Source organism: uncultured Anaerotruncus sp. (assembly GCF_902490045.1).
In the GTDB taxonomy this organism is placed as follows: Bacteria; Bacillota; Clostridia; order Oscillospirales; family Ruminococcaceae; genus Anaerotruncus.
Map to the genome: position 1 here is coordinate 1 of NZ_CABUCJ010000046.1, position 18,469 is coordinate 18,469.

Here is an 18,469-nt window from a genome sequence, read left to right on the forward strand (position 1 = left end):
AGTACGGCGACCCTGTCGACGCCGACCTGTGGTTCTACGACTTCGTCGGCAATCCCTCGATCCCCTCGACCTCCCGCGCCTACCTGACGCTGGGCATCCCGTGGGACGATGATGACGACTACAGCCCCGACCCGCGTGACGTCTATATCTACCGCCTCGACAAAGACGGCTACCTCGAGGATGTGACCGCGATGTTCACCTATTCGGAGGATGACCGCGAGATTGAGGGCTGGACCACCCGGACCCGGACGCTCGGCACCTACATCGTTTCGGACACCGAGCTGGACATTGACAGCTACTATGACGACGATGACGACACCGAGGTCCCGTCGATCGACGTTTCCAACAACCAGAAGCCGGTCCCGAACACCGGCCGATAAACCTGAAATCCCCTCCGAAAGGCCCCGCGGACAGTGCCCGCGGGGCCTTTCCGCGTCCTGCCGCAAAAAGATAGAACAGCGTGGGCAGAGAGAATTCAGCGGAATTTATGTGCATATTGCCAAAAAGAATTCCCTTGACACCGGATATTTTGTGTGCTATATTTACAGTAGATTGTCGACATAATATATACTTACTGACGACGAAAAGAATACCGAGAAGGGTGGGATATCAAATGCCGCACATCATAAGGGACGTTCCGCGCTGTGATCCCGCGCTGCTGCGCGCATACGAGGGGCAGGCGGCCGCGACCGTCCATGAGGCGATGGGCCGCAGGGGCGCGCTCGACCCCGCGATCAAACCGCTCGCGGCCGATATGACCGTCTGCGGCCGCGCGCTCACCGTGCGCTGCCACACGGGCGACAACCTGATGCTCGTCAAGGCGGTCAGCATGGCGGGCCCCGGCGACGTCATCGTCGCGGACATGGGTTCGGCGGTCGCCTCGGGGCCGTTCGGCGAGGTGCTGGCGGTGGAATGCATGGCGCGCGGCGCGGCCGGGCTGGTGGTATCCTGCACCGTCCGCGACAGCCGCGAGATCATCCGGATGGGATTCCCCGTCTTTTCCGCCGGGCTCTGCGTGCGCGGGACCGCCAAGGCGACGCTCGGCACGATCAACCACCCCATCTGCATCGGCGGTGAAATCGTCCGGCCGGGCGACCTCATCGTCGGGGACGCGGACGGCGTCGTGGTGGTGCCGCTGGAAGAGGCGCCGGACATCCTGCGGCTCGCCGAGGAACGGACGGCCAAGGAGGCGGCCGTTATGGACCGGCTCCGCGCGGGAGAATCGCTCTTCGATATCTACGGGTACCAGAGGGTGTTCGACTCGCTGCACTGTGTGGAAGAATAGGACTGCCTGTGCATACGATTTGTCGAAAATGTTTCGTTCCAGTGTATGATCAGATTGTACAGTGTGAAGATTTATAGTATAATAATACTTTAAGGTGCTTGTCTTCGCATGGATCATTTTTGAGCGCAAGTTACATTGGAGGGAATAAACATGGCAGACAGATCGACAGGGGCGGCCGGACGGGCGTACGATTACCTTTACAGCGGGATTTTATCCGGGGAATTCCCACTGGGGTCCCCGATTGCGGAGGTGGAGATCGGCGAGGCGTTGGGCCTGAGCCGTTCTCCGGTGCGCGAGGCGCTCAAACGGATGGAGGCGGAGGGGCTTGTGTCCCATTTCCCGGGAAGGGGAACCTTCGTCACCGACATCACGCAGCGGGACCTCGAGGAAATTTTCGAGCTGCGGATCATGTTCGAGCTGCACGCCCTGCACACCGCCTGCCGGTACTTTGATGAGGAGATGCTGGACCGACTGGAACAGGCCTTTTTGGATTTGGGCGAAAACTCCGACCCCCAGCAGTATTACGACGCCAACCATTTGCTGCATACGTCGATTATCGCATACGGGGGCAACAGCAGGCTGGAGAAGTTCTACGACATGCTTTCGGCGCAGTTCGCGATTGTGAACCGCATTTCCGCGCGGGACCCCGAGCACTTCAACGCTTCCAAAAAGAAGCACCTGAACATTATCCGGGCGTTGAAGCAGCGGGACGAAACGAGCGCCGAGCGGTATCTTTTCCAGCATCTCAACGAGGTCCGCGACCGGACCATCAAGGAGTATTCGGAGCCGTTCCCGATCAAAAAGGCCCGCTCCCTCCCGGCCAGACGGTTGGAAAGCGAATAGCGGCGCGCAGCGCGTCCCTACAAAAACGCGCCGCCGCGGAGCTTCTTCCTCATCAGTTTCAAAAGGCGTCTTCCTCCCTCCCGGAATTCCGGGGAGCGGAAGGGGATTGGACCGGAATGAACCTGATGGGGATATTTTTTTACAAGGGGGCTTTTCGATGAGGATCGGAATGATCGGACTGGGCGCCATGGGGCTGCCCATTGCCAAGCGGCTGCTGGGCGCGGGGCATGAACTGCGAGCCTTTGACCTGTCCGCCCGCGCCGCGGGCGAGGCGGAGGCGGCGGGCGCGCGCATCTGCCCGACGGCGGGGGAGGCCGCCGTGGATACCGAGGTGCTCTTCTGCTCGCTGCCCAACGCGGCGATCGTCCGGTCGGTGCTTGAGGAAATCCTCGGGCAGGAGTCGGCCGGCGCGTCGGTCATCGCCGACCTGAGCAGCATCGCGCCCGAATCGGCGCGGAAGTTCGCCGAGATGGCGGCGGCGCGGGGAATCACCTACATGGACTGCCCCGTGAGCGGCGGGGTCGGCGGCGCGGCCGCCGGGACGCTGACCGTCATGGCGGGCGGTCCGGACCAGGCGTTTGAACGGATGCGCCCGCTCTTTGAGACGATCGGCAGGAAGGTCTGCCACATCGGACCGGTCGGCGCCGGCTCGGGCGTCAAGATGGTCAACAACTACCTGCTCGGCTGCAACATGGCCGCTGCCGCCGAGGCGCTGGTGCTCGGCGCAAAGATCGGGCTCGGGCTCGACACGATGTACGACATCATCCGGGAGAGCTCGGGACGCAGCTTCATCATCGAGAATAAGATTCCCAACTTCATCAAAAAGCGTTCCTTCGAGGGGGGCTTCGCGGTGGATTTGGAATACAAGGACCTGGGGCTCGCCGTCGAGACGGCAAAACAGCTCTCAATGCCGATCCCGATGGGGAGTACGGCGGTGCAGATGTTTGAGACAGCGCGGGCCAAAGGATTTGGCAGGCAGGACATCACCTCGCTCTTGAAAATCTGGGAAGAGCTGATGGACACCGAGGTCAGATAGGGGGAGACAGCATGAAGCCGGTTTCGGAAACCGCAAGGGAATTGGGTTATGACTACGGACACATGACGCTCGGGGAGTGTATCCGGGTGGCGGAGGAGACGCGGCAGAGCGTCGGCGAGGTCGTCCTCCGGGAAGCGATGGACGAGACGGGACTCGGCTATGAAGCGGTCGCCGCGTGCATGGAGGAGGCGTTCGCGCACAACCTCCGCGCCGCCGGCATCGGCGCCGCGTCGGGCAAGAGCTTCCTGCTCGGCTCGGTGGGGCAGGACCTCGCCGGGGAAAACGGCGCGAAGATCGCCGGGGACCCGTTCGTCGACCGGATCGTTACATACACCCTCGCGGCGCAGGTGGGGAACCACACGATCGGCCTCTGCCCCTGCGCGGGCACGGGCGACGCCTGCCCCTACACCGGATTTGTCAAGGCGATGAAGGAGTTTTACACCGACGAGGCGCTCATCAGCCGGGTCATGGCCGTCATCCTCAAGATCGGCGGCATCTTCCGGGTCGGCAAGCGGACGACCGGCTGCAACATGGAGGGAATCGGCGCGGGAGCGGCCGCCTCCGCTGCCGCCTTCGTCGAGCTGGCCGGGGGGACCCCCGCCCAGATGGAGCGGGCGGTCGTGCTCGCGATCTCCCCGACGATCAGCGTGCCCTGCACCCCGCGGGTGCTCGTGCCGGGGCTGTGCGCCACCCACATCGGCGGCGGCATCCTCATCGCGCGGCTGGCGAGCCAGCTGGCGATGCACACCTCGATCCCCTCGACCGTCCCGGTGGACGTGATGATCGCCATGGCGGCGCAGTGCCACCTGGCCTCCGCGAAGCATGTCGTTCCCGTGACGATCGAATACATGGAGCCCTTCTTCAAGCATGACGAACGGGTGGAGACGTACATCGACCCCGCCGTGCGGGAGGCGGAAAAGCGGCGGCAGGAGGAACTGATCGTCCGCGCGGCCGCCGAAAGCCGCGAGCTCGCGCGCCGCTCCAACCCGATCACGAGGCCGTTCGCGGAGGCGGTCGTCGGCGGCAGCAGCCAGGGGGTCGGCTCCCCGACCAACTGCGGGCGGATCGCCCATTTCCTGTCGGAGGGGCGGATCAAGAAGGTAAAGATCGAGCTCTATTCCGAGCTCTTCGCCCGGCGGGCGATCAACGTACCGGGCATTTTGATGGCCGCGGTCGACGGGGCGGGCACGAGCGACGCCGACGCCTACCGGGAGATCCTCGAAGAGGTGCGGCGGCGCGGGATCGAGGTGGAGATCCTCGAGGTCGACGAGCCGTCGGTCCAGCGGGTGACAATCGAGGCGGAAAAGCAGAATTCCATGGTGGATTCCCTCAACCGGGGCGGCGCACGATTGGTGCTGCGGGACGCCCGCCCCAGCGTGGAACGCGCGCGGGAGATCGCGGAGGAGCTGAACATCGTCCTGATCGACCAGTGACCCGCCGGGGAATTTCCGGGGACGCGGCCTGCAAAAATATGTCGACATTTTGTCGATCAAAATTATACAGTATTTGCAAAGAGATCAAATATCTGGAATCAAACCACGCGGAAGGGGATGCGGCGGAATGGGCGTCGTTAACAGGCTGGTCGGCGGGATGCCGATCCCCCGGATGGTCCGGGTCCGCCAGAAGTTCGACGACGCGCACCTTGCGGACGTCGGCGCGGCGGTGCGGCGGACCCTCTGCGAAAGCGGCGTCCTGCGCGGCGTAAAGCCGGGCATGCGGGTCGCCGTGACCGCCGGGAGCCGGGGCATCGCGAACATCGCCCTCATCCTCCGCACAATCGTGGAGGCCCTGCGCGAGGCGGGTGCCGCCCCCTTCGTCGTTCCGGCGATGGGCAGCCACGGCGGCGCGACGGCCGAGGGGCAGCTCGACGTGCTGCGGAGCCTCGGGGTCACAGAGGCCTTCCTGGGCTGCCCGATCGAGTCCTCGATGGAGGTCCGGGAAATCGGGCGCACGCCCGATGGCCGCCCGGTGCAGATCGACGCGCGCGCGGCGGCGGCGGACGGAATCGTGGCGGTCAACCGCGTCAAACCCCACACCTCCTTTACCGGCCCCTACGAGAGCGGGCTCATGAAGATGCTCGCCATCGGCCTTGCCAAACAGGCGGGCGCGGAGGTCTGCCACCAGGAGGGCTATGCCAAAATGGCGGGGAACATCGAAAAGTACGGCCGGGCGATCCTCCGGGACGCGAGGGTGCTCTTCGGCGTCGCCATCCTGGAGAACGCCTACGACCAGACCTGTGAGGTCACGGCGCTTCCCCCGGGGGAGATCGCCGGGCGGGAGCCGGAGCTCCTCTTACGGGCCAAGGCGCTCATGCCGGGGATTCTCCTCCCTGACGTCGACGTGCTGGTGGTCGACCGGATGGGCAAGAACATCAGCGGCCTGGGGATGGACCCGCATATCACCGGCTGCTTCGCCACGAGCTATGCGAGCGGGCCGCCGCGGCCGGGCAAGCTGGCCGTCCTCGACCTCACCGACGAGACGCACGGCAACGCCAACGGCATCGGCGTGGCGGATGTGACCACCCGGCGGCTGTTCGAGCGGTTCGACCCGGAGGTCACCTATCCCAACGCGATCACGGCGACCCTCACCCAGGCGGTCCGGATGCCGCTGGTCATGGACAGCCACAAGCTGGCGATCCAGGCGGCGATCAAGACGGCGCCTGGATTCGACAAGGCGCGCATCCGCATGGTGCGGCTGCGGGACACGCTGCACCTGAGCGAAATTTTTATCTCCGAGGCGATGCTTCCCGACGCGGCGGAGAATCCGCGCGTCGAGGTGCTGGGAGAACCGGAGGAGCTCTCCTTCGACGGGGAGGGCAACCTCTTCTGAACCGGTCGTTCCGGCCCGCGCGGGCCCGACAATAAAGAATCCCATGCAGGAATTGACGAAAGGGGAGATGTATTTGCGAACGGAAAAAGTAGCAGTCATCACAGGCGCCACCCGGGGCATCGGGAACGCGGTCGCCCTCCAGCTGGCAAAGGACGGCTATGCGGTCGTCGGATGCGGGACCATGGACCCCGCCCGGGCCGAAGGGCATATGAAGGAGATCATGGACGCGAGTCCGGAATTCCTCTATGTGCAGGCCGACGTTTCCAGGGAGGAGGACCGCAGGAACCTGATCGACAGGACGCTTGAACGGTTCGGACGGATCGACGTGCTCGTCAACAACGCCGGGGTCGGCTCGCTGAAGCGCACGAACATCCTCGACGTGACCGAGGAGAGCCTCGACCGGGTGTTCGGCATCAACCTCAAGGGCTACCTCTTCCTGGGGCAGCTCGCCGCCAAACAGATGATCAAACAGGTGGAGGCGGGGGATTCCGCGCCCAAGCCGGTGATCATCAACATGTCGTCCATCTCGGCGTACACCCTCTCGGTCATGCGGGGCGAATACTGCATGTCCAAGGCCGCCATCGCGATGCTGACCCAGCTGCTCGCCTTCGCGCTGGCCGACTACGGCATCAACGTCTATGAAATCCGCCCGGGCAACATCCTCAGCGACATGACCCTCCCGGTCAAGGAGCATTTCGACAAGCTGATCGCCGACGGCCTGCACCCGCTGCGCCGCTGGGGAACCGGCGAGGACTGCGCGAAAGCCGTGTCCGCGATCTGCAAGGGGTATCTGCCCTATACGACCGGCTCCGCCATCGACGTCGACGGCGGCTTCCATATGAAATGGATCGACTGAGCATCCGCCGGGGCGTCCGCCCCGTACACAAGAGTCCTCCATGCTGCGCATGGAGCTATGAAGAGGAGGCGCAAAAAATGAAAAGAAACAGACTGCTCAGCATGCTGCTCGCTACGGTAATGGTCCTGACGCTGCTTGCCGGCTGCGGTTCCAAGCCCGCCCCGGCGGCCCCCGCCGAACCCGCCGCCCCCGCGTCGGAAGCCCCGTCCGCGGAGCCCGCGGCCCCGGCTGAAGAGCCCGCCGGCGAAAAGTTTGTCGTGCTCAACAGCACCAAGGGAATGGATAACCAGTACTACGTCGAGCTCGACCGCGGCGGGAAGGAAGCCGCCGCCCAGCTCGGCATGGAGTATGTGACCCTTTCCGCCGAGAACAACGAGCAGAAACAGGTCGCCGACCTGGAGTCCGGTCTGGTCACCTACCAGCCCGACCTCGTCATCATCATGCCGATGAGCCCGTCGATCGTGCCGGCGCTCTGTGACCTGTGTGAAAACGCCAAGGTCCCCTTCATCACCCTCTTCGACTATCCCGAGGGGATGGACTTCACCAACTACGAGTACCACCTGGCCCACCTGCTGACCGACCTCTTCCAGGAGGGCAAGACCGAGGCGGAGTACCTCTTTGAGGCCATGGGCGGCGAGGGCAGCATCATTGCCATCGACGGACCTGCCGGCAACACCACCGCGGTTCGCCGCCACGAGGGCCTGCTGTCCGCCATGGAGGAGTATCCCGGCATCACCCTGCTGGAGTCCCAGCCCGGAGATTTTGACCGTTTCGCGGCCGCCCCGGTGTTTGAGGACATGTACATCAAGTACGGCGATCAGATCGACGGCGTATGGTGCGCCAACGACGATATGGCCATGGGCGTCATCGAGATTCTCGACGGCGTCGGCAAGCTGGGCGAAGTGAAGATCAGCGGCCTGGACTGCCTGCAGGATTTCCTGGACCACATGAAGAAGGGCAACACCTGCGTCAGCCTCAGTGGCGACGCCCCCGGCATGCAGGCCCGCGCCGTCTGCTTCGGCTATGACTACCTGACCGAGGGGATCCGCCCGGTCACCGACGAAAACAAACATGCGATCTGGGATCCGCCGGTCGTAACGCCGGAAAATGTCGACGAGTACTACGAGCTGTGGTATGGCGCGCAGGCCGCCGGCCGCGACTGGACGGCCGACAGCAAGGTCAAGCATCCGGCCTAAGCGTTTACACCGGCATGTAAAGGTTCTCTGTTGCGGCAGGCATACCCCGCGTCCGCAGGGTATGCCTGCCCGCAAATCACGACGCACAATCGGAAGCCAACGCTGCTGTGCGCAGCCCTTTGACGGGCTGTGCCGGGCGGACGGCCCGGCTTCCCATCTATAGCGGGAGGAGCGTAGCAAGTATGCAACAGACCGACGACAGGCAGAGTATCCTGTCCATGCGCGGCATCCAAAAAAGTTTTGCCGGCGTCCAGGCGCTCAAGGGGGTTTCGCTGGAACTCTATCCCGGCGAGGTCCTCGGGCTGATCGGGGAAAACGGCGCCGGCAAGAGCACCCTGATGCGCGTGCTGATGGGCATCGAAAAAAGAGACGCCGGGACGATCCTGTGCCACGGGGAAGAATTGAACCTGTCCAAGCCGATCGAGGCCTATGAAAAGGGGATCGGGATGGTGTTCCAGGAGCAGGCGCTTTTTCCCAATCTTTCCGTGGCGGAGAACATCTTTCTCGGCCATGAAGAGCATTTGCAGACGGCGGGCTTTTTGCACTGGGGCGAGATGTACCGCGAAGCAAAGATGGTTCTGGAGAAGGTCGGGCTGGCGGACCTCGACCCGAGGACCCGTTTGAGCAGGCTGAGCTTTTCCCAGAGGCAGATGGTGGAGATCGCCCGGGTGCTCTATACGGCGCTCCACACCGACCGGCAGGTCATCGTGATCCTTGACGAGCCCACGGCCGTACTTTCGCCCAGCGAGGTGGAAAACCTGTTCGCCATCATCCATTCCCTGCGGGAACAGGCCGCGTTCATTTTTATTTCGCACCACCTGGAGGAGATCATGGAATACACCGACCGCGTCGCCGTCATGAAGGACGGCTGCAATGTGGGCGATGTCATGACCAGGGACGTGGACATCCGGGTCCTGCAGGAAATGATGGTGGGACGCGAATTCTCCACCGACTTCTTCTTCGCGCAGGAGCTGCGCGTGCCGGAGGACGAGGTCGTCCTGCGTCTGGAGGGCGTTACCAACAAGGAAGTGAAGGACGTCAGCTTCAGCCTGCGCAAGGGGGAGATTCTGGGAATCGCGGGGCTGATGGGATGCGGCAAGGAAGACCTCTCCAAAATCATCTTTGGGGATTCTCCGGTGGAGAAGGGGACGATCACCGCCGCGGACGGCACCCAGCTGGGCAACAGCATTGGCCTGGCGGTAAAAGCGGGGATCGGCTATCTGCCCAGCGACCGGCGCAACGAAGGGATTTTGGGCGTCTTATCCGTAACCACGAATACTACCATCGCCAACCTAGACAGCTTTACCAGGGCGCTCGGCTTTATCGACCAGCGCCGTGAACAGCAAGGCGTGGATGATTATATTAGCCGGCTGAAGATCAAGACCCCATCCGGCAGGACGAAAATCATGAATCTTTCGGGCGGCAACCAGCAGAAGGTCATTTTGGCGCGCTGGCTGAGCCTGAAGCCCCGGATCCTGCTGATGGAACAGCCCACGAGAGGCATCGACGTGGGCGCGAAACAGGAAATTTACAGGCTGATGCGCGAGCTCGCCAACGAAGGGATTTCCATTTTAGTGGTATCCGATGAGATGCCGGAATTGATCGGGCTGTGCAACCGCATCGTCACCATGAGGCGCGGCGCCGTCACCGGAGAAATTGACTGCCAGAAGGAGGATAAACCGAATGAAAGGGACATCATCCGCTACATCGCGTAGATCCGCGCCGCCCGCCCGCCGGGAAATCGACTATTCCCTGATCATTGCCCCGGCGGCGCTGGTTGTCTGCGTGATCTTTTTCACCATCATGAACCCCCGCTTTATTTCGCTGGATAACCTGATGAATATCCTGCGCCAGGGCGGCCCGCTGTTTATTGTGTCGTTCGGCCTGGTGGGGGTCATCCTGATCGGAAGCATCGACATCTCGTCCGACGGCCTGCTCAGCCTGGCCGGCGTTTCGGCGGTCATGCTCGCCAACATCGTCCAGGACGGCGGAGGCTGGCTGAGCGTCCTGCTGGGCACGGGAATCGGCCTGGTGTTCGGCGTGTTCATGGGATTTCTGGTCTCCTATGTGCGCCTGCCCTCCTTCCTAGTCACTTACGGCACCTCGACCATCTGCCGCGGCATCGCCTTGATCGTGTCGGGCGGCATCGCCCAGAACACGATGTACGTCCAGTTCAAAAAGCTGGGCTCCGGCAGCGTCGGCTTCCTGCCCACGCTGGCGATTTTCGCGGCCGTGATCCTCATCCTCATGGTCATCCTCACAACCAAGACCAAGTACGGCCGTTCGCTGTACGCCATGGGCAGCAACGAGCGCGTGGCCGGGCTGTGCGGCCTGCCCACCCGCAAATATAAGCTGATCGCCTTTACCGTCGCGGGCGCCTGCACCGGCCTCGCGGGCGTGCTGATGAGCGCCCGGCTGGGCGCGGGCACCCATTCCCAGGGCCAGGGCATGTCGCTTGACGCGATCGCCGCGGTCGTCATGGGCGGCACCTCGCTCAGCGGCGGCAAGGGCAGCGTCACCCGCACCATCACCGGCGTGTTCGTCATCCTGATGCTCAACAACGGCCTGAACCTGATGGGCGTCTCGCCCCACGTCCAGATCCTCGTCAAGGGCATCGTCGTGATCCTCGCCGTGGCCGCCTCCTCCGACTGGAAGAGCAGGGACATCGTCAAGTAATCGCGGACAACGCGGAAGGAGGCGTTTTTAATGAAAGACACCATGAAGGCGGTCGTCTTCAAGGAGCTGGGCTCGGTGGTCCTGGAGGACCGCCCGGTCCCCGTGATCCTGCACCCGAAGGACGCGATCGTCCGGGTGACGCTCGCGGCGATCTGCTCGAGCGACATCCACATCAAGCACGGCATGATCGCGCGGGCGAAGGAGGGGGTCATCCTCGGCCATGAGATGGTCGGGGAGGTCGTCGAGACGGGCGCAGGGGTCGAAAAGTTCCGGAAGGGCGACCGCGTGACCGTCAACAACGAGACCTTCTGCGGCGAGTGCTTCTTCTGCCGTCGCGGATACGTCAACAACTGCTCGATGGAGGGGGGCGGCTGGGCGCTCGGCTGCCGCATCGACGGCGGGCAGGCGGAATACGTGCGCGTGCCCTACGCGGACAACGGCCTCAACCACATCCCCGACGCCGTGTCGGACGAGGCGGCGCTGCTCGTCGGCGACGTGCTCGCCACCGGCTTCTGGGCCGCGGAGATCGCTGAGATCTGCCCGGCGGAGACGGTCGCGGTGATCGGCGCGGGCCCCACCGGGCTCTGCACGGCGATGTGCGCGCGGCTCTATTCCCCGGCGCGGCTCGTCGTCATCGACGTGTCCGACGAGCGGCTGGAATTTGCAAGGGCGCACGGGCTCGCCGACCTCACGATCAACCCCCTCCGGGAGGACCCGCTCGAAATCGTGCGCGGCCTCACCGACGGCAGGGGAGCCGACCGGGTCTTCGAGGTCGCGGGCGGGCGCAACACCTTTGAGACGGCGTGGCAGCTCGCGCGGTGCAGCGGGACGGTCTGCCTCGTGGCCCACTACGAGGAGGACCCCCAGAAGCTGCCCCTGCGGCAGATGTACGGCAAGAACCTCGTCTTCAAGACGGGCGGGGTCCACGCGAACGCCTGCGCCAAGACCCTCTCGCTCATCGAGGCGGGCATGCTCGACACCCGCCCGCTCATCACCCACCGGATTCCGCTCGACGACGCGCTCGAGGGGTACCGGCTGTTTGAAGCGCAGGAGGACCATGTGATCAAGGTCGCCATCACGCCCCGCAGGGGATGAGGACGGCGCCTGAAACGGAAAAGGAGGTTCGGTATGGCAACGGAACCCAACATCAGGAAACTTGTCGTCTTCCGGGAGACGATCCGCAGCGAGGGAGGCTGTGAGCTGGAAAAGCCGCTCAAAAAGTGCGCGGCGGCCGCGGTCATCAAAAATCCCTACGCAGGCGCCTATCAGGAGGACCTGACCCTGCTCATGGAGTATGGGGAATACCTGGGCGGCTACCTGACCCAAAAGGCGGTGGAGGCGATGGGGATCGACCCGTCGGAGGTCCACAGCTTCGGCAAGGCCTGCATCGTCGGGCTGGACGGCGAGCATGAGCACGCCGCCGCGCTGATGCACCCGCGCCTGGGCGCGCCGATGCGCGCCTATCTCGGGGCGGGCAAGGCGGTCATCCCGTCGGCCAAAAAGATCGCGGCCCCGGGCGCGACGCTCGATGTGCCGCTGCTCCACAAGGACGCGATGCTCGTTCGCTCCCACTACGACGCGATCACCATCCGCATCCCCGACGCGCCCCACACCGACGAGGTCGTCGTCGCCGTCGCGTTCACGACGGGCGGCAGGCCCTACGCGCGCATCGGCGGCGTTTCGGCGGAAGAGATCAAGGGACAAAATGGGCTCGATTAGAGCGGAAAGGGCGTGATCGGATGAAACCATATGTGCGCAAGGAAGTTGTAATCATCGACGAAATCCGCGCGGAGATCGGAAAACCCCTGCCCGTGCCGCTGCGCAAATGCGCCTCGGTGGCGATCGTGGAGAATCTCTTCGCGGGGAAGCGGGTGGAGGACCTCTCCCTCTACGGCGAATACGGCGAATGGCTCGGCCGGCGGCTGGTCGAAAACGCCCTCGAGGCGCTCGGGGTGGGACCGGAGGAGATCCAGAGCTACGGCAAGGCCGTGGTGACGGGGCTGGCGGGCGAGCAGGAACACGGCTCGGCGCTCCTGCACATCGCCTTTGACGGGCCGGTGCGGGAGGCGCTGCGGGACACCCTCTCGATCATCCCTTCGACCGAGAAGGCGGGTCCCGCGGGCTGCTCGGTCGACGTGCCGCTGCACAGCAAGCGGGCCGTCAAGGTGCGGACCCACTACGACGCGATGGAGGTCTCCGTCGCGGACGGCCCGAGGCCCGACGAAATCATGGTGGTGCTCTGCCTGACCACCGGCTCCCGCCCCTTCCCGCGCGTGGGCGGCCTGCTGCTCGACCAGGTCAAGGGCGTGGACGGCGTGAGCTGAGGAGGAATGTGAGATGCCTGACCTGATTATCACCAACATCGGCACGCTTGTAAGCGGCGACTGGGAACATCCGGTTCTGGACTGCGACACCGTCGCGGTCCGCGGCGGCCTGATCGACGCGGTGGGCGGCGCGGAGCTGCTCGGCCGCTACCCGGACGCGCAGGTGATCGACGCGATGGGGGTCACGGTGGCCCCCGGCCTGATCGATTCCCACTGCCACCCCTGCGTGGGGGACTACACCTTCCGCCAGAAGGCGGCGGATTTCCTCGAGAGCGAGGTGCACGGTGGGGTCACGACGATGATTTCGGCGGGGGAGCCCCACTTCCCCGGGCGGCCGAAGGACGCCGCCGGCGCGAAGGCGCAGGCGATCTTCCTCTCCAAGTGCTTCCGGAACCAGTCGCCGCTGGGCGCGAAAATCCATGGCGGCGCGCTGATCCTTGAGCAGGGGCTCACCGAGGCGGACTTTGCCGAGATGGCGCGCGAAGGGGTGTGGCTCGTCGGGGAGATCGGGCTCGGCTCGGTCAAATCCCCGGCCGACGCGGCCCCCCTCGTCGAGATCGCCAAGAAGCACGGCTTCAGGGTCGCGATGCACACGGGCGGCACCTCGATCCCCGGCAGCTCGCCGGTGAGCGCCGACGACGTCATCCGCACCGGGCCGACGGTCGCCTCCCACTGCAACGGCGGCCCGACCTCGATTTCCACGGCGGAGGCGGAGCGGATCATCCGGGAGAGCGACGCGGCGGTCGAGATCGTCCAGTGCGGAAACTACCGGATGACCAATTTCATCCTCGAGACGGCGGGGAAGCTCGGACAGCAGGGCCGCGTCATCTTCGGGAACGACGCGCCCTCCGGCACCGGCATGATCCCGCTGGGCATCCTGCGCAACATCTGCTACGCCAGCAGCGTCTGCGGCGTGCCCCCGGCGGTCGCCGTCGCGATGGCGACCGGCAACACCGCCCGCGTATTCGGGCTCAACACCGGCGTGATTGCGCCCGGCCGGGAGGCGGACCTCGTCTGCCTCGACGCGCCGATCGGCTCGGTGGCGGATACCGCCCTCGGCGCGATCGAGGCGGGAGACATCCCCGGCGTGACCTATGTGATCATCAACGGCAGGGTCGCGGTGGTCAAGAGCCGTAACACCCCGCCGGGAAACCGGACGCCCCGGCCGGCCGGCCAAAACGACGCCTGAGGAGGACGGACAGATGGGAAAAGGCTTCAGCGACTACTATACCAACCGCGAAAAGGCCCTCGACTTAAAAAAGAGCGCGGTGCTGATCGTGGACATGATGAACGACTTCTGCAAGCCGGGCGGCCGCATGGTGCTGGAGGACGGCTACCTGATCGTGGAACCGATCCAGCGGCTGGTCGCCGCCGCCCGTGCGCACGGCATCCCCATCGTGTGGATCTGCCAGAAGTACAGGATGGACAAATACGACAAGGTGACGGAAAAGCGGGTCGGCACCTGCTATGAGGGCACCTGGGGCGCCGAGCAGATCGACGAGCTGCCCATCCTGCCGGAGGACTATGTGGTCAACAAGCGCCGCTACAGCGGCTTCTTCCAGACCGACCTCGACCTCACGCTGCGGGACATGGGCTGCGAAAAGGTGATTGTCGGCGGCGCGGTGACGAACATCTGCGTGCGCGGCACGGTGGCCGACGCCTTCCAGCTCGACTACGAGGTGTTCGTGCCCAAGGACTGCGTGCGCGCCACGAGCGAGCGGGAACAGGAGTCTCAGCTCTGGGATTTTGAAACGCACTTTGCGACGGTGTGCACGTCGGAAGAGCTGATCGCGGCGATGGAAAACCTCGGGCCGGAGGACGCGTGCCGGATCCGGTGATCCGCGCCCCCCGCAAATATGATAAAGGAGCGATGTATGATGGGAAAACTGACCAGGGAGCTGCGGGAGCGGCTTGACAGGCTTTCGACGACCAACGTCTCCGACGCGCTGGACGCGCTCGGGCTCAAGGGCTCGACCTACGGCGTCAACAAGATGTACGAGGGCTGTGAAAAGATCATCGGCGAGGCGGTCACGATGAAGGTGGTCGCCGCGGGGCTCACCAAGTCGACCACACACATGGGGGTCAACGCGATCGAGGCCGCGAAGGAGGGCGACGTCATCGTCATCGACAACGGCGGCCGCATCGACGTCAACTGCTGGGGCGGCGTGCTGAGCACGGGCGCCAAATACAAGGGCGTGTCCGGCGTGGTCATCGACGGCGCCTGCCGCGACCTCGACGAGTGCATCGAGCTGGGCTTCCCGGTCTACGCGCGCGCCACCATCTGCGCGACCGCCCGCGGCCGCGTGATGGAGGAGGCGACCAACGTGATGGTCTCCTTCCACGGCGTGCAGGTCCGCCCCGGCGACATCGTCATGGGCGACATCACCGGCGTGGTCTTCATCCCGCAGGAACGGCTGGAGGATGTCGTCGCCAAGGCGGAGACGCTGCTCGAGAAGGAGGAGGCCATGTGCCGGGACATCAAATCGGGCATGTCGATGATGGAAGTCGACAAAAAATACAACTACGAGAACATGCTGAAATGATCAGCAGGACGATGAGAATTTGAGAGAGGGGCGTTCGCATATGCAAATACCGAAACTCGACCCGGCCGTCATAGAAGCCTACAAGAAGCTGGATTCCACCAGCATTTCGGACGCGCTGGACCGCCTGGGTATCCCCGGCGGGCTCTATGGAATCAAACCGGTCACGCCGGGCGTGGTCATGTGCGGCCAGGCGTTCACCGTCCGCTACGTCCCCTGCGGGGAGGTCAAGGGGACGGTGGGCGACTTCCTGGACGATGTGGAGCCGGGACAGGTCTGCGTGCTCGACAACGGCGGCCGCGACTACTGCACCGTCTGGGGGGACATCATGGCGATGGCCGCCTCGATGAAGGAGATCGCCGGAACGCTGATCTACGGCGTCTGCCGGGACGTCAAGGACGTGCGCGCGATCCGGTACCCCATCTTTACGATGGGCTACTACATGGTCACAGGCAAGGACCGGGTGGAGGTCGCGGCCGTCAACGAGCCGGTCACCGTGGCGGGAATCAAGGTCTGCCCGGGGGATCTGATCTTCGGGGACGAGACGGGCGCCCTCGCCGTTCCCTTCGACCGCGCGGAGCAGGTGCTCGCCATCGCGCTGGAGATCGAGGAGAAAGAGGAGCGCATCCGCCAGGCGCTGAAGGAGGGCGTCTCCCTGCGGGAGGCCCGGGCGCGCATGGGGTACCACCATCTCCAGACCAAAGAGGCGTAAATAAAATTGTGGAGGTTTTTCCGTGAACACAAGAGTACTCTATCTCGATAAGCTCAACGAGCACATGGAGCGGATGGTTCTGGACATGTGCCCGCCCGACGTCACGCTGCGGTTCCTGAACCCCACCGTCGGGGAGAAGGGGACGCCCGAGGACGCCGACTGCTTTTTCGTCACCACCTTCCGCACGACGAAGGAGATCATCGACCAGGCCCCCAGCCTCCGCCTCATCCAGCGCACGGGTGTGGGCGTCGACATGGTCGACGTCGCCTACGCGAAGGAGAAGGGCATCCCCATCTCGATCTGCAAGGGGTTCAACGCCTCCTCGGTGGCGGAGCTCGCGGTGCTGGATATGCTGGCGCTCTACCGCCGCATCATCACCCTCGACCCGCTGGGCAAAAAGGGCGAGTGGCACACCTGGACCTACCGCCACGACAGCTATGAGCTGCTCGGCAAGACGGTCGGCGTGATCGGCGGCGGCACGATCGGCCGCGAGGTCATCAAGCGGGTAAAGGCGTTCGGCACCCGCGTCGTCTACAGCGACGTCTTCCGGATGCCCCCGGAGGAAGAGGAGAAGCTGGGGTGCGAATACGTCTCCTTCGACGAGCTGATCGCCTCGGCGGACATCATCACGATCCACGCGCCGCTTCTGGACGGCACCCGCGGGATGATCGGCCGGGAGCAGTTTTCCCGCATGAAGGATTCCGCCATCCTGATCAACACGGCGAGAAGCCAGATCGTGGACGAGACGGCCCTGCTCGAGGCGCTCAGGGAAAAAAAGATCTGGGGCGCGGCGTTCGACGTGTTCGAGCCGGACGACCCGATCTTCGGGATGGACGAGGGGCTCAACCTCATCACGACGCCGCACATCGGCGCGGCGACCTACGACAACTACTACCGCGTCTACAAGTTCTGCCTGGAAAACGCGCAGCGGATCGGCCGCGGCGAAGAGCCGCTCTTTCTGCTCTGACTTTTCCGGCGTCTCCCCATAAAAAGCGGCTCCGCAAAATTTTGCGGAGCCGCTTTTATGATGCCGTATGAAATGCGTTCAGTCGCCGAGAACGGTGACCGCCGCGCTGGCGCCCAGGCGGTCGCAGCCGTTCTCCAAAAAGAGGCGCAGGTCGGCCTCGGTGCGGATGCCGCCCGACGCCTTGATTTTCACCTGAGGCCCGATGTGATCGCGGAAGAGGAGGATGTCGGGCAGGGTCGCGCCGCCGGTGCCGAAGCCGGTGGAGGTTTTGATATAGTCGGCGCCCGCCTCCGTGACGAGCTCGCACAGGCGGATTTTTTCCTCCTCGGTGAGGTAGCAGGTCTCGACGATCACCTTGAGGACTTTATCTCCGGCCGCCCGCCGCAGCGCGGCGATCTCCGAGAGGACCCTGTCGTAGTCGCCGTTTTTCACGTCGCCAAGGTTGACCACCATGTCCACCTCGCCCGCGCCCTCGGCGATGGCCTGCTCGGTCTCGAAGACCTTGACGGCGGTGGTGCTGTATCCGAGCGGGAACCCGATGACGGTGCAGATGTTGAGCGCGGGGAAGGTCTCGTGCGCCCGCGCGACATAGGAGGGCGGGATGCAGACTGAGGCGGTATGGTGCGCGAGCGCCTCCTCGCAGAGCTTGCGGATATCCTGCCAGGTGGAGACGGCTTTGAGCTGGGTGTGGTCGACGTGGCTGTAGATTTCCTGTTTCTCCATGATAAACCTCCGTTTTTTGAATCGGCGAGCAAGCTCAGCCGGTATAGACGTTGATGCCGGAACCGCGGTAGAAGGCGAGGTAGCTGCCGTCGGTCTCCGGGTTGGTGACGACGTTGCCGATCCGGTCGATCGCGCAGAAGAAAGCGAAGGCGCGCTTGCCGAACTTGTGGCGGTCGGCCAGCAGGTAAAAGTTCCTGGAGTTTCCCAGCAGGTGGTTGTAGAGGGGCAGCTGCAGGCGGCTGTTGATCGAATAGCCGTATTTGAGGTCGATGCCGTTCACCGTCAGGAAGACCTTGTCGAAATAGAGCCGCCGGAGGGATTCGACCGTGTATTCGTCGAGCGTCTCGATGTAGTTGCTCCCCACGTGCACGTCGCCGCCCAGCAGGATCATCGAAAGCCCCTGCGACTTGGACAGCTCCACGACCGCGTCGACGTTGGAGGTCACCACGGTGAGCCCCTTTTTGCCGCGGATGCGGCGGGCC

General features: G+C 64.2%; 19 protein-coding genes and 1 pseudogene. 18 read left to right on the forward strand and 2 right to left on the reverse strand.

The features are described from left to right. The 18 genes and pseudogenes from RDM88_RS06590 to RDM88_RS06675 all read left to right on the forward strand — a co-directional run. A pseudogene (locus RDM88_RS06590) lies at positions 1 to 380 on the forward strand (hypothetical protein); the annotation flags it as partial. Between the two features lie 233 nt (positions 381 to 613). Next, a complete protein-coding gene (locus RDM88_RS06595) occupies positions 614 to 1,285 on the forward strand; it encodes a 4-carboxy-4-hydroxy-2-oxoadipate aldolase/oxaloacetate decarboxylase (protein WP_308754077.1) in 672 nt (223 codons plus the stop codon). A gap of 150 nt (positions 1,286 to 1,435) precedes the next feature. Further along, positions 1,436 to 2,128 (forward strand): GntR family transcriptional regulator, encoded by a 693-nt coding sequence (locus tag RDM88_RS06600; protein WP_308754078.1) that lies wholly within the window; start codon positions 1,436 to 1,438, stop codon positions 2,126 to 2,128. A 157-nt stretch (positions 2,129 to 2,285) separates the two neighbouring features. Next, positions 2,286 to 3,164, forward strand: a complete 879-nt coding sequence (locus RDM88_RS06605) for an NAD(P)-dependent oxidoreductase (protein ID WP_308754079.1) — start codon at positions 2,286 to 2,288, stop codon at positions 3,162 to 3,164. Positions 3,165 to 3,175: 11 nt separating this feature from the next. Further along, positions 3,176 to 4,597, forward strand: a complete 1,422-nt coding sequence (locus RDM88_RS06610) for an L-serine ammonia-lyase, iron-sulfur-dependent, subunit alpha (protein ID WP_308754080.1) — start codon at positions 3,176 to 3,178, stop codon at positions 4,595 to 4,597. A 127-nt stretch (positions 4,598 to 4,724) separates the two neighbouring features. Further along, entirely contained in the window at positions 4,725 to 5,993 is a 1,269-nt protein-coding gene (locus RDM88_RS06615; protein ID WP_308754081.1) for a lactate racemase domain-containing protein, read from the forward strand. Between the two features lie 73 nt (positions 5,994 to 6,066). Further along, the gene (locus RDM88_RS06620) at positions 6,067 to 6,849 is read left to right on the forward strand and encodes a 3-ketoacyl-ACP reductase (protein WP_308754082.1); all 783 of its coding nucleotides are present in this window, start codon (positions 6,067 to 6,069) and stop codon (positions 6,847 to 6,849) included. 77 nt (positions 6,850 to 6,926) lie between these two features. Further along, positions 6,927 to 8,045, forward strand: coding sequence for a sugar ABC transporter substrate-binding protein (locus RDM88_RS06625; protein ID WP_308754083.1), 1,119 nt, complete (start codon positions 6,927 to 6,929; stop codon positions 8,043 to 8,045). A gap of 182 nt (positions 8,046 to 8,227) precedes the next feature. Beyond that, complete coding sequence (locus RDM88_RS06630; protein ID WP_308754084.1) at positions 8,228 to 9,760, forward strand: sugar ABC transporter ATP-binding protein; 1,533 nt, start codon at positions 8,228 to 8,230, stop codon at positions 9,758 to 9,760. Then, a complete protein-coding gene (locus RDM88_RS06635) occupies positions 9,729 to 10,721 on the forward strand; it encodes an ABC transporter permease (RefSeq protein WP_308754085.1) in 993 nt (330 codons plus the stop codon). Before RDM88_RS06630 ends, RDM88_RS06635 begins: the two co-directional genes overlap by 32 nt. 30 nt (positions 10,722 to 10,751) lie before the next feature. Continuing rightward, on the forward strand, positions 10,752 to 11,816 hold the full coding sequence (locus RDM88_RS06640) for an alcohol dehydrogenase (RefSeq protein WP_308754086.1): 1,065 nt from the start codon (positions 10,752 to 10,754) through the stop codon (positions 11,814 to 11,816). A gap of 33 nt (positions 11,817 to 11,849) precedes the next feature. Beyond that, positions 11,850 to 12,440 (forward strand): amino acid synthesis family protein, encoded by a 591-nt coding sequence (locus tag RDM88_RS06645; protein WP_308754087.1) that lies wholly within the window; start codon positions 11,850 to 11,852, stop codon positions 12,438 to 12,440. Between the two features lie 20 nt (positions 12,441 to 12,460). Continuing rightward, positions 12,461 to 13,045, forward strand: coding sequence for an amino acid synthesis family protein (locus RDM88_RS06650; protein ID WP_308754088.1), 585 nt, complete (start codon positions 12,461 to 12,463; stop codon positions 13,043 to 13,045). 13 nt (positions 13,046 to 13,058) lie between these two features. Further along, on the forward strand, positions 13,059 to 14,234 hold the full coding sequence (locus RDM88_RS06655) for an amidohydrolase family protein (protein ID WP_308754089.1): 1,176 nt from the start codon (positions 13,059 to 13,061) through the stop codon (positions 14,232 to 14,234). Positions 14,235 to 14,247: 13 nt separating this feature from the next. Continuing rightward, positions 14,248 to 14,883: an isochorismatase family cysteine hydrolase gene (locus tag RDM88_RS06660; protein ID WP_308754090.1), complete on the forward strand. Its 636-nt coding sequence runs from the start codon at positions 14,248 to 14,250 to the stop codon at positions 14,881 to 14,883. 39 nt (positions 14,884 to 14,922) lie between these two features. Beyond that, positions 14,923 to 15,588, forward strand: a complete 666-nt coding sequence (locus RDM88_RS06665) for an RraA family protein (RefSeq protein ID WP_308754091.1) — start codon at positions 14,923 to 14,925, stop codon at positions 15,586 to 15,588. Positions 15,589 to 15,628: 40 nt separating this feature from the next. Next, a complete protein-coding gene (locus RDM88_RS06670) occupies positions 15,629 to 16,297 on the forward strand; it encodes an RraA family protein (protein WP_308754092.1) in 669 nt (222 codons plus the stop codon). Between the two features lie 22 nt (positions 16,298 to 16,319). Continuing rightward, positions 16,320 to 17,264, forward strand: coding sequence for an NAD(P)-dependent oxidoreductase (locus RDM88_RS06675; RefSeq protein ID WP_308754093.1), 945 nt, complete (start codon positions 16,320 to 16,322; stop codon positions 17,262 to 17,264). A gap of 78 nt (positions 17,265 to 17,342) precedes the next feature. Here RDM88_RS06675 and deoC read toward each other — a convergent pair whose 3' ends face one another. After that, positions 17,343 to 17,987: a deoxyribose-phosphate aldolase gene (gene deoC, locus RDM88_RS06680; RefSeq protein ID WP_308754094.1), complete on the reverse strand. Its 645-nt coding sequence runs from the start codon at positions 17,985 to 17,987 to the stop codon at positions 17,343 to 17,345. 34 nt (positions 17,988 to 18,021) lie between these two features. Next, positions 18,022 to 18,469: hypothetical protein (locus RDM88_RS06685; protein WP_308754095.1), on the reverse strand; the 448-nt coding region annotated here is incomplete at its 5' end.

Excerpts from the sequence above, each read along its gene's own strand:
- RDM88_RS06595 (WP_308754077.1), top strand. The coding sequence starts at position 614 with ATGCCGCACATCATAAGGGACGTTCCGCGCTGTGATCCCGCGCTGCTG.
- RDM88_RS06600 (WP_308754078.1), top strand. The coding sequence starts at position 1,436 with ATGGCAGACAGATCGACAGGGGCGGCCGGACGGGCGTACGATTACCTT.
- RDM88_RS06605 (WP_308754079.1), top strand. The coding sequence starts at position 2,286 with ATGAGGATCGGAATGATCGGACTGGGCGCCATGGGGCTGCCCATTGCC.
- RDM88_RS06610 (WP_308754080.1), top strand. The coding sequence starts at position 3,176 with ATGAAGCCGGTTTCGGAAACCGCAAGGGAATTGGGTTATGACTACGGA.
- RDM88_RS06615 (WP_308754081.1), top strand. The coding sequence starts at position 4,725 with ATGGGCGTCGTTAACAGGCTGGTCGGCGGGATGCCGATCCCCCGGATG.
- RDM88_RS06625 (WP_308754083.1), top strand. The coding sequence starts at position 6,927 with ATGAAAAGAAACAGACTGCTCAGCATGCTGCTCGCTACGGTAATGGTC.
- RDM88_RS06630 (WP_308754084.1), top strand. The coding sequence starts at position 8,228 with ATGCAACAGACCGACGACAGGCAGAGTATCCTGTCCATGCGCGGCATC.
- RDM88_RS06635 (WP_308754085.1), top strand. The coding sequence starts at position 9,729 with ATGAAAGGGACATCATCCGCTACATCGCGTAGATCCGCGCCGCCCGCC.
- RDM88_RS06640 (WP_308754086.1), top strand. The coding sequence starts at position 10,752 with ATGAAAGACACCATGAAGGCGGTCGTCTTCAAGGAGCTGGGCTCGGTG.
- RDM88_RS06645 (WP_308754087.1), top strand. The coding sequence starts at position 11,850 with ATGGCAACGGAACCCAACATCAGGAAACTTGTCGTCTTCCGGGAGACG.
- RDM88_RS06650 (WP_308754088.1), top strand. The coding sequence starts at position 12,461 with ATGAAACCATATGTGCGCAAGGAAGTTGTAATCATCGACGAAATCCGC.
- RDM88_RS06655 (WP_308754089.1), top strand. The coding sequence starts at position 13,059 with ATGCCTGACCTGATTATCACCAACATCGGCACGCTTGTAAGCGGCGAC.
- RDM88_RS06660 (WP_308754090.1), top strand. The coding sequence starts at position 14,248 with ATGGGAAAAGGCTTCAGCGACTACTATACCAACCGCGAAAAGGCCCTC.
- RDM88_RS06665 (WP_308754091.1), top strand. The coding sequence starts at position 14,923 with ATGGGAAAACTGACCAGGGAGCTGCGGGAGCGGCTTGACAGGCTTTCG.
- RDM88_RS06670 (WP_308754092.1), top strand. The coding sequence starts at position 15,629 with ATGCAAATACCGAAACTCGACCCGGCCGTCATAGAAGCCTACAAGAAG.
- deoC (WP_308754094.1), bottom strand. The coding sequence starts at position 17,987 with ATGGAGAAACAGGAAATCTACAGCCACGTCGACCACACCCAGCTCAAA.